Source organism: Salmonella sp. SAL04162, assembly GCF_046551535.1.
Classification (GTDB): domain Bacteria; phylum Pseudomonadota; class Gammaproteobacteria; order Enterobacterales; family Enterobacteriaceae; genus Salmonella; species Salmonella enterica.
The window spans coordinates 113,900-126,831 of record NZ_JBGDVX010000008.1 but is presented as its reverse complement, the minus strand read 5'-3'; the positions used below and the strand labels follow the sequence as shown (position 1 = coordinate 126,831).

The following is a 12,932-nucleotide window of genomic DNA, read 5'->3' as shown; positions in this document are numbered from 1 at the left end:
AGAGTTCAAAGCTCGCATATAAGGAAGGGAAAGATGAGGCAGCACAAATCACTGACAGAAAAGGCAAAAACTACGGTAGCGTTTGATGTATGCAAGGCCGTACTTGATGTACATATCCGCGTTGATGGTAAGGCGTTTCAGGTGCCTAACACTGATGAAGGTTTTGACCAGATAGCAGTAATGTTAGCTGATTATGATGTGTCTCTGATTCTGATGGAATCTACCGGGGGCTATGAAGATGCTTCCGCCTGCTGTTTCCAGTCGCTGGGCTATGATGTTGCTGTAATCAATCCCCGCCATGCCCGTAATTTTGCTATCGCAATGGGTCAGCTTGCCAAGACTGACCGTCTTGATGCTGCAATCCTGGCTGATTTCGCTGCTGTTATTGATACCCGTCCTGACCGTGCCCGCTTTATCAAGCCTCCAACTGATGAAGAGCGTAAATTCCTCTCTCAGATGGTAGCCCGTCGTCGTCAGGTTGTGGATTTGCTGTCAACGGAGAAACAGCGGTTATCTCATGCTGATGATTATGCGAAGCAAAGCATTGATAAAATGATTATATCTATTGAGTCACAGCTTAAAGAGATTAATGAGGATATCTCTGTTTACGTAAAAAAAAACTACGCCGACCTTTCGAAAATGCTCTCAAAAGTACCGGGAATTGGTGAGCTTTCTGTAGGGCTTCTGATTGGTGATGTTCCTGAGCTGGGGAATATTGGCAATCGCCAGCTCAGTGCCGTGATTGGCGTGGCTCCGTTCAATCATGATTCCGGTAAGCGACGCGGCAAACGCTGTATTTCCGGTGGTCGCCAGAACGTGCGCAACGTGCTTTATATGGGGATAATGTCTGCCACTCGTTATAATCCCGTTATTAAAGCATTTTTTGACCGTCTTATTGCAAAAGGTAAATCTAAAAAGCTGGCCTATATCGCCTGTGTACATAAGCTGCTGAGAATAATTAATGCAATGGTACGCGACGGCACCAGTTTTAATCCTGAATTACACACTGTTATCTGATATTAAATTTCTGAACTGAAAAACTGATTATTGAATCTGAATCTGAATATTAACTTCGCTTAATAAGGTGAATATTATGGCTGTTTCAAAGGCTGACGTTGTTAATGCATGTAATGAGCTTTACGCTCAGGGTAAAAACGTTACTCTCGACGCTGTACGCACTGTTACTGGCGGCTCATTTTCCACTATCTCCCCGATGGTTAAAGAATGGAAAGCGGAACAATCCGGCGTGAATGCTTCTCTTGAATCCAGTGTTGCCCGTACTGACGTTCCTGAAAAGCTCACGGAGCTGCTTAACACGCTGTGGGCTGCTGCCATGGCTGCTGCTTCTCAGAAGATGGACGCAGAACGCCAGTTGCTGAATGATTATAAAACCGAACTGGAAAACGAGCGCTCTGATGTGATGTTTGCGGCTGACCGTGTATCTGCTGAACTGGATGACCTGAAATTTGATTTCTCCTGCCTGAATGCAAAACATGCAGAACTGAAAGAAAAGGCAGATAACTTTGAGCGTGAAAACATTTCCCTCCGTGCTGAAATTGAGGCACAGAATAAAATCATTGCTAATAACGAGTCTGTATTAGGCGAGTTAACCAGATTTCTTAAATCGCTGAATGATACCGTTCCGGCTGCTGTCCCTGCTTCTGCTGCTGACAATAACGAAAATAAAGACGTTCCGGCATCTGCTGGTTCTTCTGTTAATTCTGAAACGGCAAATAAAAATGAATCAAAATCTGAATCATCTGAAACTAAAGCAACATCTCAGTCAGTCAGTAAGGCAAAGAATAAAGCGGCAACTAAAAAGAATGCTGCGGCCGGAAATGCGCCCGGTTCCTCTTTACCTGTACGCGGTAAGACGGTAACGGGAAATATTATTGCGCCGTCGTCCGGTGCTGTAGCGTAGTATTGTAATATTACACTACTACAATTTGTAATCCTACATTATTACTACATTACTACATTACTACATTACTACATTACTACATTACTACATTACTACATTACTACATTACTACAATTTTACACCTTGCTGTTCCGTCAACCCATTAACAGGATGTAATAATATGTACGATACAGTTGCTTCCGGCTATTCAGTATTTAACGACGCATCAGCGGCGCTTGCCCGTGCGTCAACTGTGCCGGAAATGGAAAAAGCGGATAAATATTTACGCGCTGCGGTTTCAAATTTCCAGTTTCAGACCTCCCGTTATTTTGTTGAGGATGAAAGGGAAATCGCGCGTAAAAAGTCTGAGGCTGATTGTGCTGACTGCGAACAATCCGCCGCTGAGGTTGTGCGTGAAGTCCCTCGCGACCTGCCCCGTTTTTTCTCAACCGTTGACCGTATTATTTACACCTTTGAGCCTGAGCGTAAGAAGTTCACGTATCAGGAGCGCTCACGCGCTGCACTGCTGGCTTCCAGCTTCGGCACGTTCTCCGTACCCGTGGCTAACGCGTTCTGTCGTCTGGTGAAGTTCTCCGGCTCCCGTCGCGCCCTTGAACGTCTTGAGCAGGCTTTCAGCTATGCGTTTCAGACACCAGACGGCGACGGGGCCGGATTTAACCTGTTTTGTACTGATGACCAGTTGAAAGAACTCGCGGCTGATTTTGTCCGTGATGTGACAACTGTTTCCGTTGCCGGACTGGATAAACCGTTGCTGATTTCTGATGACGAAGAGCAATACCTTGCCAACGTGCTCTACTGGTTCAACTGTCAGTTCGGTTACAACTTTGAGCCTGCGCTTAAACAGTATTTAGACCGTTACGATATACCCGGCTTTCTTGCCCGCTTCGGTAATGAAACTTACGTCCGCCGTCTGCTCAATGCCATTCGTTCTGAGCGCGTTCAGGAAACATCCCGCATTATGGGTATGCTGTCGGATAACAAGCCCTATACCACTGACTGGCTGATGCGCCTGTATTCTGAGCGTGACCGCAAGACTAAAATGTTTCTTGAGGCAATGGGCATCTTTGACATCAACGGCGAGCTGATATGTACGCTGGATGATGCTTATAAAAGCTCGGTATCTCACAAGCCCAATCGCATCGCTGAACTGCTGGTTCGTTCTAAGGGGCTTTGTGAGGCGGCGCAGGAACTGGGTTGTGAAGGCTGGTTTATCGTGCTTACCACGCCGTCCCGCTTTCATTCCGTCACCACGGTAAAACGTGGCAAAAAGGAATTCACCGTTCCTAATCACAAATGGGAGCAAAACGGTTTTGAGTCCATTAAGGCGGGGCATAAATGGCTGAATGACGTTTTTGAACGTGTCCGCAAGCGCCTGGATAAAATGAATCTCATCCCGCCCGGTGTGCGTACCGTGGAGCCACACAAGGACGGTACTGTACACTGGAATTTTCTTTTTTACTGCTATCCGGGGGAAGGCGAAAAAATCATTAAGGTGTTTCGTGAGGAAGCGCTTAAAGACTGCCCTGATGAAGCGGGCGCTCAGAAACGCCGTATTAAAATCGAGAAAATCGACTACCGCAAGGGCAACGGTTTCAGCTACGTAATGAAGTACATCATCAAGATGTCCGGCTGTGAGAATGTCAAAGGGACTGCCGGACTCAATGACCGCCTGAGTAATGTTGATTTCAATGAAGCGGTAAGCCGTGTATCTGTCTGGGCGCGTTCGTCCGGCATCCGGCTTTACCAGTTCTTCGGCCTGCCGTCTGTGACGGCCTACCGCCAGTTGCGCACGTTCCGCACTGAATTTCACCCCGGCGATATCATGCTGCGCCAGTTCACGCCTGAGCAGGTGGAACAACTGGAGGCGCTGCGCCTTGCCTGTGATGCGGGTGATTTCAAAACTTACATTATGCTGAACGGTGGCTTTTTTAATTCAGAGCGTTTTGTCCGGCCTCATTATTTCCAGCCGCAAACGGTCTCCGGTAACCGCTTAAATTGTTATGGTGAAGAGTGTAACCCTGTTGTGTATGGAATAAGTTTTAACGGAAAAGTGATACTGACTAAATATTTTTCGTGCGAGGTCCGGAAAATGACTAAATCTGATACAGAGTATTTACAGATAGCCCGGTTATTAAACCGTATATCTGAAAATGGTAATCCTGATTTTACTGAATGTATGAACGATTGCGGCTCAGATGATGCGCAATTTTCACCCGGTGTTTTTACGCAGATGAAGCAGACGTGCGGGACGCGCGTCAGCGCGGCACGTGCGGCTGATTCGTCTGCCTTGGACTTGTGACAATAACTATCGCTGACCAGTAGAGGAAAATTATTATGACCACCAAGACCCTGTTACCTGAAGGAATGGTTGATTTATTCCCGTATGAAATTCCTGATGGTTTTCATCCCGGCACGTCGTTCTCCGGTATATTTATCAACGTGTTTATTGCCAACACGGATAACATGAATTTGCCTGCTGACCATCCTAATCATGAGGATAAACCCAAATACGCTTTTTCCTGCGCAACTCCCGTTGAGAACCGTAAAACTCAGTGTCGGGAAGTACAGTCGGTTAAATTCTCTTGTAATGAGGAGGATTATAAATATCTGAAATCCGTTTATGAGTCGCTCAAGTTTCAGGCGGTTAATCTCGTCTGTTTCCCCGGCTCCTGGGGTAACTCTCCTACTCAGCACGGCGTGTATTACAGATACGTATCGAATTCACTCCGCCGCTTTGACGGTAAATTAATTACTGATAAGAAAGGTGGCTGATTATGGGAAACACAATCAAATTTCCTTTTCGTTTTCGTTGTAATTATGATTTATTGTTTTATAATTATCAGAAGAATAAACTTATTCTCCTTCGTTCTGCATATGAACATGCAACTGAAATTTATGAATCTGGAAGACTTAATCAGGCGCTTCTCTCTTTCAGCTTTATTCTGAAAGAGTGTGAGTCTTCTTTAGCTTCACTTGATTCTGTTTCAGATTTATATGTTCAGACTGCGTCGCTTATTTCTGATATTAAAGAGTCTGTTTCAGAATGTGAGGACTTTATGAGGAAATTCGCATGCCAGTGATTAACATGAATCCGGGGCGTTCGTATCATCGTTCGTCACTGGTTGAAGATGTTCGTATGGATTCCCTGCGCGGTCAGTTGCTTTCTCTTATAAAGTCAACTGAGGCATTTTTTAAAAATGACAGCTTCATGCGCACCAGATTAAAGGAGGCATACAAGCCTGATGAATCTGCTTTATACGCGCTGATGACTGACTGGTCATCTTTTCGTGATGACTGCCGTTTTGCGCCATTCAGTCGCTTTCGCATTCTTAACCGGCTGCGCCTCTCGTCATGGATTGAAACGGCGGATGAACAACTCGTTAAGCTGGAATCACTTTTTCCACTGTCAACGCAGCAGGTTCTACGTGCACGACGTCAGTTACAGGGGATGCGTCCTGTATCAAAAGGTTCGGGGTAATTATGATTGATATGCCGCCTGAATGTCCGCCCGGAATGACTTTAATGGATGTGATTACTGTTCATGCCCAGCATATTGCTGATAATACGGCGTCCGGTGGTTATCCCTGTTTTATACAGACACCGGATAATCTGAAAGGTCATGAACCAAAAGGCTATCCTTATTTTGATTTTGAATCTGCGCGTAAGCAGAATGCTGCGGATTCAGGGTCGTTACAGTCTGCCGGGATATCTTCATCTGAATTTTATTTAGTCATTCTTCTTGGCGGTATAACTTTTATATCGTTTGTAACTGGTTTTGCTACTGGCTTTTTATATATGGAGTAGCTTATGAATTACCCGTTCGATTATCTGTGAGGGCGGATTTTAAAGGAGGGTTAAATGAGGTAGTAAGTAAATGAATATTCCGTATGTATTAATCGGCTCTTTATTCGGACTGTGGTTTTTAGCCTGGGTAATGGGGCTGTTATCCGCGCATTTTTTACGTTCTGTAATTGATGTGTTTTATCGTTCGGTCGATGACTGATTAAGGATTGAATATGTTTAAAGAAAAATTTGCGAAAGTAGCCGGATTTGTGAAAGAGAACACCACTCCGGCAATGCTGGCCGCCAGTTCCGTTGCCGGTCTGGCTGTTATGGCAGCTCCGGCATTTGCAGTTGATGCGGGTGAGCCCACTCCGTTTACCCTGACCAGCACCATGATTGCGCCGATTGTGAATGCGCTAGGCTCTAACTTCGGGGTGGCGGTGGCGTCTGCGTTCGGTCTGCTGACGATTACCCTTGTGGGTAAATCTGCATTCTCTGCCGTCAAGGGTATGATTTCCCGCGCCCTGTAAGCGTCATGACTTACTTTAAATTATGCCCCCTTCGCCGGGGGCTTTATTTCTTTCGGGGATTCAGCTATGAGATATTTACTGTTAATTATTTCTCTGACGGGAGGTCTTTTATCGTTTAATTCTTCTGCTGATACTGAGAAATTAACAGATGCTCAATGTCAGGCCAAACCTACTTTAAAAGATTTTTCTATGTCTAAATGGGCTCAAAAAGGCTCAGATTTTTATGCGGCTTATCAGGGGTGTATTTATCTTAATGTCTCGGAACTTGGTTTTTGTGCTATTGGTGACATGTGTTTGGGTGATTGGGAGCCTGTAAAGGCGTTTAATCCTTCTTCTGGCGATTCTGAGACTCCAGACACCAAGCCCGATAAGCCCGATACTGGCAGTTCCGGCTCTGGTGGCGGAACAACTGTAATCCCGCCCGTGCCTGATACCGGTTCTTCTGGTGGCTCTTCTGGTTTTTCTGCTGCACTTTCCAGTATTAATTCATCATCTCCTGACTATCTTTATGAAGCCTATCATTTTACTTATAACTTTGATTTAACACCTGATGAGAATAAGAAATTAGCTCAGGCATTTTTATCTAAATTATCGAATGTCACTCCACCTTCTTATTATGCAGTTGACCATGTTTATAATATGATGGAACAATGGCAGCATTATTATAATAGTCTGTCCACTGATACTTCCCCGGTTATTTATTTGTGGCAAAGTTCTCATTTTGTGGGGGGCGAACATCGTTATCTTGGTGATATTGTTTTACCTGTTAATTCCTGCCCTTACGGGGATGGTTCTACCGGACAGGTGACCACTGACTGCGCCCCTCTTCATAAACCACTGGTTATTAATGACCCGCTTTATGCGAGTGAAAGTGATTATAAGGATGGCATAACCCGCTGCATGCGTAATCCTGATGATGCATCATGTCATTCTTCCGGTGATTCTGATGATTCTGATGACCCGCCTCCTTTACCTCCGGTTCCTGTTGTTCCTGATACTTCCGGCCATGGCAACACCGGTTCCGGCTCTGTGACTCATTCCTCCTGTTCTTCCGGCTGGGTACAGGATGGCAATTTTTGCAGACAGGGGAGTAAATTTTACTGTCTTACGGGTAATTATGACATTGCCTCTGATTCCTGTATCAGTTCTTCCGGCTCCGGCTCTGGTGGAAACCCTGATTCCTCCGGTGGCGGCACGCCTGACAGTTGTCCTTCCGGCTCTCATCATGAGCCCGGTACGCTGGCGGGCTCCTGTACCACGGATTTAAATCCGGGTGGCGGCGGTGGCTCTGGTTCCGGCAGCACTGACAGCAATGATAATGGTGATGTGGTCGCCGCTATTAACGCTTTTCATGCGGATAACAATAAAAACCATCAGGAGTTAATGGATGACCTGAATAAAAAGCCTGCTGCCCCTGACTATACGGGGATGGAAGGTGAATTTTCTTCCATGGTCGGGGGTGCCATGAGTGGTATCACGGATTCCGTGAAATCGGCATGGGATGCAGGAAAAGCGGCATTTGGTGAAGGTCTTTCTGGTATTGATTCCATGTTGCCGGACATTAAAACGTCGTTCGACCTGCCGCCCGGTTTCGAAGCCGCCTCTACAGGGCGCTGTATTCCGGTCGTGCTGGATTTTGATATTAAGCTGGTTGGCATTCCTGATTATCACTTTCATGCCGTGGGAACTCAGGTTTGTTTGCTGTATGACAAATACATTCGCCCGGTACTGAATTTCTGCATGGTGATACTGAGTTTCTTTGTGATTCATCGTCTGCTTATCCGTTCGGCTGAGTTCCTGACGGACGGGCGTCATTAATGAGGAGGGCGCATTATGCCGTTACTTGCTGTTGCTCTTGATTTTTTATTCGGTCTGCTGGTTCGTCTGGGTGCCTGGGCTATCCGCTACCTTGCCCCGGAAATGATTTCAATGCTGCTTTACCGCTCGACCTCTTCCTATGTGATTATGGGGCTGTCAGTGGCGTTTTATATTTCAACCTTCCTTGCCGTGATGACTTTCATCAATGACAAGGCAACCAGTCTGATTGCGGAACTGGCCCTGCCCAATGATTACTGGATAACGGGGTTATCGATGCTGCCATCCAATATCCTGTCGTGTCTGTCGGCGGTGTTTCTGGCCTATACGGTCTATCTGACGTTCCGCTTCAAGATTTTTATTTCACGCCTCATTACGTCGCAGTTTACTCAGGCGCAGCTTCCGCCCGGTCAGGGACGTTTACCGAAGCCCTGATGCCGGGGTTTACCTGTTATGCAGTAATACAGTTATCGTTACTGCGTAACTGTATTAACGATGACTGATGAATACATTAATTAATACCGCTGAGCAGAAAACCAGCTTTATTTTCTGACACTGAACACGCCACAACCTTTAATTTTAAATACCAGATACCAAATATTAAATACTGAATACCAGACACTGAACATGTAATTAAATACATCTGAATATGTTTATCTCTTTATATCCTGTTAATAATAAGTCAGAGCGGAGGGCAGAATAATGACTGTAAAATGGGTGACCGGAAAACTCGGCGCGGGTAAGGGTCTCTACTGTGATTATGAAATGGTAAAGTATTACCGGGAAGGTCGCCGCGTGGTGACCAATTACCCGGTGGATACACATCTGCTTGGCCCGGACTCCGTTAATCCGGTAACGGTGCTTCCGGCGCATCCCCGCCCGCAGGATTTACAGGCGCTGGGGCGTGGTTGTCCTGATGAGGAGAAGGAAAAGTTTGGCGCTGTTTTTCTGGATGAGGCGGGAACATGGCTTAACAGCCGCACCTATGGCGATAAAAACCGCCTCGCCCTGATTGACTGGTTTATACATTCCCGCCATCTGGGATGGGATGTGTTTATTATCGTCCAGAACGAGGAGATGATAGACAAGCAGATAGCGCTTGCCACGGGGGAAGTGCTGGTAGTGTGTAAACGCTCTGACCGTGCTCAGGGCGTTTTCCGTAAGCTGTTTCAGAAACTGACTGCCGGGAAATCGTCGACCGACGGCAGCGCACCGCAGAAAAAACAGTCCGGGTTATTCCGTCACCGGGTGATTGTTGAAACTTACTTCCAGCGTAAATCCGTCCGCGACAAGCCGTTTGATAAGTTCTCGTTCTTTGCTGACTGGTATTTCGGCATCCATGATACCAATCATATTTTTGAAGATGGCTGTGAGTCCTTCACCATTAACGGCCAGCTCCGGCGCTGTGATATGCGCTGTATGTACTCCCTTCTGCCGGGAAGAACTGTTACACAATGGTATCACGCGAACGACCCGGTAATCAGGAAGCCCGTCATCAGCAAGCGCCGCCTCTTCACTGTCCTGTTTTTTGGCTCCGGCACCTTCCTGAGCTGGTATTTTCTGGTTGCGCATAAGCAGCCGGACACCGCTGTCGTCCGGGTACAGCCCGCCAGTTCGTCACCGTCTGCCACTGCCACCGCATCAGGTTCGCCGGGTGCAGCCGTGCAGGCCGCCCCCTTACCCCCGCCGCTCTCGACAGGCTGGCGGCTGACCGGATATCTCAAATCAGGCACCGGGAAACCCCGCTACGTTATCCGCGACAATGCCGGGAACGTGCGCTACATCGCCTCCTCCAGACCGTGGGATGGCGTGTACAGCGAAATACTGGTGGATGGCGAGCGGGTGACGTTCTGGACGGGAGCCGACCGCGCGCCGGGCAGTCAGGGCGGCGGGGGAAGCCCGCTTTCCACTGCCGCCGCCCCGGTACTGTCCGCGCTGGGGATGGGTGATGCCGCGCACTGACCCTGAACGGGACGCCCGCCACTCTGACAGACAAAAGAAATAAACCAACAAACTAACTAAACAAACTTACTCACAGGCAACTGTAAAGCCATTACCCGCACAAAGAGCCTGCAGCCCGGAGAGAGAGGAGGCAGCGCCCGCCGCAGAATGAGATTAGGGAGCCATTGCGAAGCTTTGGCGAGTCTGTCTCATCGAGGAGGCGCAATTTCACCCGCTCTGACAGGAAAGCACTTACGCACCGTTGCCCGTGTTATTGAGGAGGAGTTACCCATGTCCCACAAATGCCAAAGTAATCATGCAGACCGCTGTCATACAGACCGCCATGATGGTTACGTCTGTCCCCCTGAGCCGGATTTGTTCCGGCATGTCACGCTCTGGCTGTATGCGCTGCTGGCGCTGCTGGCGCTTATGATGCTGCTGTTCGCCCGCGCAGCCAGTGCAAAGGGCACGGATTTTGACGTAAAGCGGATGCCCCTGTCTGACGCCATCTCTTTACTGTGGGGCGAGGTGCTGCATACGCCCTTCATGCTGGCGCCGGAACTGGCTGCTGATTCCCGGCTGGTGACGCTGCATATCTTTCCGGCTGACGATGAGCGCCAGTTCATCACCCGATACCTTGATAACATGCACATACGCGTATACAGCCGTAAAGGGGTGGACTACATCGCCCCCTACATACCGAAAGTGCCGCAGCCGCGCATTGAATCTTACGTCTACACGCCCCGCTATCGCTCTGTGTCCTATATCGCCGGGGTGCTGAGTGGTTCCTCTGACGGTGTCGGCGGCATGGGTAGCGGAGCAACGGGCGGCGGATTCTCCACCGGGGGCGGTGCGTCTCTTCAGGGCGGGAATGGTCAGGCGACATCATCCGCCACCCTGCCCGCAGCGGACGGTCATTTTATGAGTCAGTCCGGGGATACGTTCCTCTACCGGGGTACGGCGTCGGAAATCGCGCAGATTCGCGCCCTGATGCCTGCCATTGACACCCGGCCTGAGCAGGTGGACGTGACGGCCTATGTGTATGAGGTGAACACCGATGAGCGCAACGGCTCCGGGCTGGCGCTGGCGGCTAAACTGCTGAACGGTCATTTCAGTATCAGCACGGGTACCCGTCAGGGCTATGGCAGTTTCATACAGTTCTCCAGCGGCTCTCTTGATGCGCTGTATGAGTTGTTCCGCACGGATAACCGCTTCTCACTGGTGACGGGGGCGCATTCTCAGGTTGTCTCCGGCAGTTCTGCCACGCTGGCGGGCGGTGCGAGTGTTCCCACGCTCGGCTCTGTCAGCTATGAGAACGGCACGCCTGTGCAGTCAGTAGCGTACCGTAACACCGGGGTGACACTACAGGTCAGTCCCGTTATCACTCAGGACTTAATCAGCATGAACATTAACGAGCAACTGAGCGATTATTCGGAGACGACAACGGGAGTTAACAACTCCCCGACCTTCACCAACCGCCAGATAACGACCACGGTTAACATGAAGGATGGAGATATTATCGTGCTTTCCGGCCTGACTCAGGACAAGGACGGTAAGCAAAGCACCGGACTGTCATTCCTGCCCAAATCGTGGTCAACGAAGTCGAACCAGAAAACGGGAATGGATTTGCTCATCGTGTTACAGGCCAGAAAGATTAAAGGGTAAGGGGTGCATGATGAAGCTGGTAACGTTCATGATGGTGTTATGTATGCTGTGGGTCATTTACTATATGTACGCCAACTTCTGGCGTAAATAGCCGTATACAACACGCATAACCCGGATGGTTGATTTTTACTCCCTGCTGATGCTGTAGTCGTTTCCTGTTTACTTACAGGGGGTAAAGACGATGACCGGGTTAAAGGCTTTCAGGCTGGTTCCGTTCTGCCTGTTACTACTGGCGGGGAATGTATTAGCGGTAGTTTCTGATAATGGTTCAGTTAATAACCTACAGGCTGAGAGAGTAAGGGCAGCAGCGGCTAAAGCGGCAGATGCTGAAGGAGTTGATGATTTACTTTCTGATTTAAAGAGTAATAATTTTTCTTCTGTTTCCAAAAACGACACATCTAATTACGTACGTACTATTCAGCATGCTATATTAAATAATGCCGGAGGTATATTTGATAATTATAAAGGTAAGCAATGTATTTTAAGGATACATCTTTCTCGTGATGGTTCTCTATCTGGTGTTAATATTGAAGGTGGCGCACCTGATTTATGTAATGAAGTTTTAGATATTATGCATGGTATTAAGAAATTTCCACCGCCTCCTTCTGAGGTTGTATATCAGAAAATTAAAGATAGTAAACTCTCCTTTAAACCCTGATAGATTCAGTGAGCCTGTAATACAGGCTCCTTTTGTGATACAAATCACGTTTAACATAGTTGCTTAGCCGTTGCCAAACCTTCCAGATACAGTGCCGTACCCTGGCCGGTACCTGAATAAGAAATTGGCGACGTTTCTGCGTTCAGGTCGTGGTCGGTTCCGTCAATGTAGGACACCGGATTATCGGCCATAGCCAGCGGACTGACGAACCCAAGCGCGGCAACAATTGCGAAGGCCAGCGCATTGTGTTTTGCACTAATTGCCCATCCTGACTCAGGCTTTTCAATAGAAGGGGAGACTTCATTAGAGTGTGCCTGTATTTTAACTTTGCTGTGGCCTCGCGCCAGTTCTGAAGCCACGACATACATATTTCGCACGGCGCTCCAGACGATACTGTAGGTCCTGTTCAATTTTTAAATTTCCTTTTAATAACGTTCACGAAGCAAACTTGATTTTGATTGGCTGTAAATAGCTTTTAAATGGTGTATATAAATGAGATAAATAATAAATAACAAAAATATAGTTCCATGAATGATTGCAATCATCTGTAACAATATATTATCAAAGACAGATTATTAACTAATTTCAAGGTCTATTTCAATGCCAGGTCAACCTTTGA

13 protein-coding genes and 1 pseudogene are annotated in these 12,932 nt (G+C 47.8%); 13 read left to right on the top strand and 1 reads right to left on the bottom strand.

Annotated elements, in window-relative coordinates:
• Nucleotides 1–33: 33 nt before the first annotated feature.
• The 13 genes from ACLJRH_RS16995 to ACLJRH_RS16935 all read left to right on the top strand — a co-directional run bounded on the left by ACLJRH_RS16995 (nt 34) and on the right by ACLJRH_RS16935 (nt 12,313).
• Nucleotides 34–1,017, top strand: a complete 984-nt coding sequence (locus tag ACLJRH_RS16995) for an IS110 family transposase (RefSeq protein WP_410958097.1) — start codon at nt 34–36, stop codon at nt 1,015–1,017.
• A gap of 76 nt (nt 1,018–1,093) precedes the next feature.
• A complete protein-coding gene (locus ACLJRH_RS16990) occupies nt 1,094–1,921 on the top strand; it encodes a DNA-binding protein (RefSeq protein ID WP_410958095.1) in 828 nt (275 codons plus the stop codon).
• A 160-nt stretch (nt 1,922–2,081) separates the two neighbouring features.
• Nucleotides 2,082–4,220 carry a replication endonuclease gene (locus ACLJRH_RS16985; RefSeq protein ID WP_410958093.1) on the top strand — a complete coding sequence of 713 codons (2,139 nt, stop codon included), beginning with the start codon at nt 2,082–2,084 and terminating at the stop codon, nt 4,218–4,220.
• Nucleotides 4,221–4,255: 35 nt separating this feature from the next.
• Nucleotides 4,256–4,693, top strand: a complete 438-nt coding sequence (locus ACLJRH_RS16980) for a hypothetical protein (protein ID WP_410958091.1) — start codon at nt 4,256–4,258, stop codon at nt 4,691–4,693.
• Between the two features lie 2 nt (nt 4,694–4,695).
• Entirely contained in the window at nt 4,696–5,001 is a 306-nt protein-coding gene (locus ACLJRH_RS16975) for a hypothetical protein (RefSeq protein WP_410958090.1), read from the top strand.
• Between the two features lie 56 nt (nt 5,002–5,057).
• The gene (locus ACLJRH_RS16970) at nt 5,058–5,399 is read left to right on the top strand and encodes a hypothetical protein (protein WP_410958088.1); all 342 of its coding nucleotides are present in this window, start codon (nt 5,058–5,060) and stop codon (nt 5,397–5,399) included.
• Between the two features lie 2 nt (nt 5,400–5,401).
• The gene (locus tag ACLJRH_RS16965) at nt 5,402–5,725 is read left to right on the top strand and encodes a hypothetical protein (RefSeq protein WP_410958087.1); all 324 of its coding nucleotides are present in this window, start codon (nt 5,402–5,404) and stop codon (nt 5,723–5,725) included.
• 212 nt (nt 5,726–5,937) lie between these two features.
• Nucleotides 5,938–6,234, top strand: a complete 297-nt coding sequence (locus ACLJRH_RS16960) for a hypothetical protein (RefSeq protein WP_410958085.1) — start codon at nt 5,938–5,940, stop codon at nt 6,232–6,234.
• Between the two features lie 66 nt (nt 6,235–6,300).
• Nucleotides 6,301–8,052 (top strand): hypothetical protein, encoded by a 1,752-nt coding sequence (locus tag ACLJRH_RS16955; protein ID WP_410958083.1) that lies wholly within the window; start codon nt 6,301–6,303, stop codon nt 8,050–8,052.
• Nucleotides 8,053–8,067: 15 nt separating this feature from the next.
• The gene (locus tag ACLJRH_RS16950; RefSeq protein WP_410958082.1) at nt 8,068–8,484 is read left to right on the top strand and encodes a hypothetical protein; all 417 of its coding nucleotides are present in this window, start codon (nt 8,068–8,070) and stop codon (nt 8,482–8,484) included.
• A gap of 267 nt (nt 8,485–8,751) precedes the next feature.
• Nucleotides 8,752–10,011 carry a zonular occludens toxin domain-containing protein gene (locus ACLJRH_RS16945; RefSeq protein WP_410958081.1) on the top strand — a complete coding sequence of 420 codons (1,260 nt, stop codon included), beginning with the start codon at nt 8,752–8,754 and terminating at the stop codon, nt 10,009–10,011.
• A gap of 270 nt (nt 10,012–10,281) precedes the next feature.
• Nucleotides 10,282–11,655 carry a type II secretion system protein GspD gene (locus ACLJRH_RS16940; RefSeq protein ID WP_410958080.1) on the top strand — a complete coding sequence of 458 codons (1,374 nt, stop codon included), beginning with the start codon at nt 10,282–10,284 and terminating at the stop codon, nt 11,653–11,655.
• Between the two features lie 181 nt (nt 11,656–11,836).
• Nucleotides 11,837–12,313: a cell envelope integrity TolA C-terminal domain-containing protein gene (locus ACLJRH_RS16935; RefSeq protein WP_410958079.1), complete on the top strand. Its 477-nt coding sequence runs from the start codon at nt 11,837–11,839 to the stop codon at nt 12,311–12,313.
• Nucleotides 12,314–12,375: 62 nt separating this feature from the next.
• Here ACLJRH_RS16935 and ACLJRH_RS16930 read toward each other — a convergent pair.
• Nucleotides 12,376–12,723, bottom strand: a pseudogene (locus ACLJRH_RS16930) (ESPR-type extended signal peptide-containing protein); the annotation flags it as partial.
• Between the last annotated feature and the right edge of the window lie 209 nt (nt 12,724–12,932).

Excerpts from the sequence above, each read along its gene's own strand:
- ACLJRH_RS16995 (WP_410958097.1), top strand. The coding sequence starts at position 34 with ATGAGGCAGCACAAATCACTGACAGAAAAGGCAAAAACTACGGTAGCG.
- ACLJRH_RS16990 (WP_410958095.1), top strand. The coding sequence starts at position 1,094 with ATGGCTGTTTCAAAGGCTGACGTTGTTAATGCATGTAATGAGCTTTAC.
- ACLJRH_RS16985 (WP_410958093.1), top strand. The coding sequence starts at position 2,082 with ATGTACGATACAGTTGCTTCCGGCTATTCAGTATTTAACGACGCATCA.
- ACLJRH_RS16980 (WP_410958091.1), top strand. The coding sequence starts at position 4,256 with ATGACCACCAAGACCCTGTTACCTGAAGGAATGGTTGATTTATTCCCG.
- ACLJRH_RS16975 (WP_410958090.1), top strand. The coding sequence starts at position 4,696 with ATGGGAAACACAATCAAATTTCCTTTTCGTTTTCGTTGTAATTATGAT.
- ACLJRH_RS16970 (WP_410958088.1), top strand. The coding sequence starts at position 5,058 with ATGGATTCCCTGCGCGGTCAGTTGCTTTCTCTTATAAAGTCAACTGAG.
- ACLJRH_RS16965 (WP_410958087.1), top strand. The coding sequence starts at position 5,402 with ATGATTGATATGCCGCCTGAATGTCCGCCCGGAATGACTTTAATGGAT.
- ACLJRH_RS16960 (WP_410958085.1), top strand. The coding sequence starts at position 5,938 with ATGTTTAAAGAAAAATTTGCGAAAGTAGCCGGATTTGTGAAAGAGAAC.
- ACLJRH_RS16955 (WP_410958083.1), top strand. The coding sequence starts at position 6,301 with ATGAGATATTTACTGTTAATTATTTCTCTGACGGGAGGTCTTTTATCG.
- ACLJRH_RS16950 (WP_410958082.1), top strand. The coding sequence starts at position 8,068 with ATGCCGTTACTTGCTGTTGCTCTTGATTTTTTATTCGGTCTGCTGGTT.
- ACLJRH_RS16945 (WP_410958081.1), top strand. The coding sequence starts at position 8,752 with ATGACTGTAAAATGGGTGACCGGAAAACTCGGCGCGGGTAAGGGTCTC.
- ACLJRH_RS16940 (WP_410958080.1), top strand. The coding sequence starts at position 10,282 with ATGTCCCACAAATGCCAAAGTAATCATGCAGACCGCTGTCATACAGAC.
- ACLJRH_RS16935 (WP_410958079.1), top strand. The coding sequence starts at position 11,837 with ATGACCGGGTTAAAGGCTTTCAGGCTGGTTCCGTTCTGCCTGTTACTA.